Genomic DNA, 308 nt, shown 5'->3' with positions numbered 1-308 from the left:
ACATGGCCGTCAGGAACTTCGAGGCCGCACCGACCTGCTTGCCTTCCAGCCCGAGGGCGAAGGCGATCTTGCGGGTGTGGTAGCCCTGGATGCCGGTGACCGGGTCGATGGAGACCTTGACGATCTTCTCCGGCGTGTTGTGGGCGACCTCCTCGATCTCCATGCCGCCCTCGGTCGAGGCGACGACGGTGATCCGGCCGGTGCCGCGGTCCACCAGCAGGCTGAGATACAGCTCGCGCTTGATGTCGGCCAGCATCGGGAAGGGCAGGTCCTTCAAGTCCTCGTGGTGCACGCGCCATGCGTGGTGC

General features: G+C 66.2%; 1 protein-coding gene. It reads right to left on the bottom strand.

Annotation, left to right across the window (positions count from 1 at the left end; translation table 11 throughout):
- Positions 1-277, bottom strand: a 277-nt coding sequence (locus JT719_RS24520; protein ID WP_341350796.1) for an ATP-grasp domain-containing protein, incomplete at its 3' end; no start/stop codon positions are given.
- Positions 278-308: the final 31 nt, after the last annotated feature.

Origin of the sequence: Sabulibacter ruber (assembly GCF_017355955.1) — a bacterium.
GTDB classification, from domain to species: Bacteria; Bacteroidota; Bacteroidia; order Cytophagales; family Hymenobacteraceae; genus Nibribacter; species Nibribacter ruber_A.
Note: the sequence above shows the minus strand (reverse complement) of the source record. Positions and strands in the feature narration are given on the sequence as shown.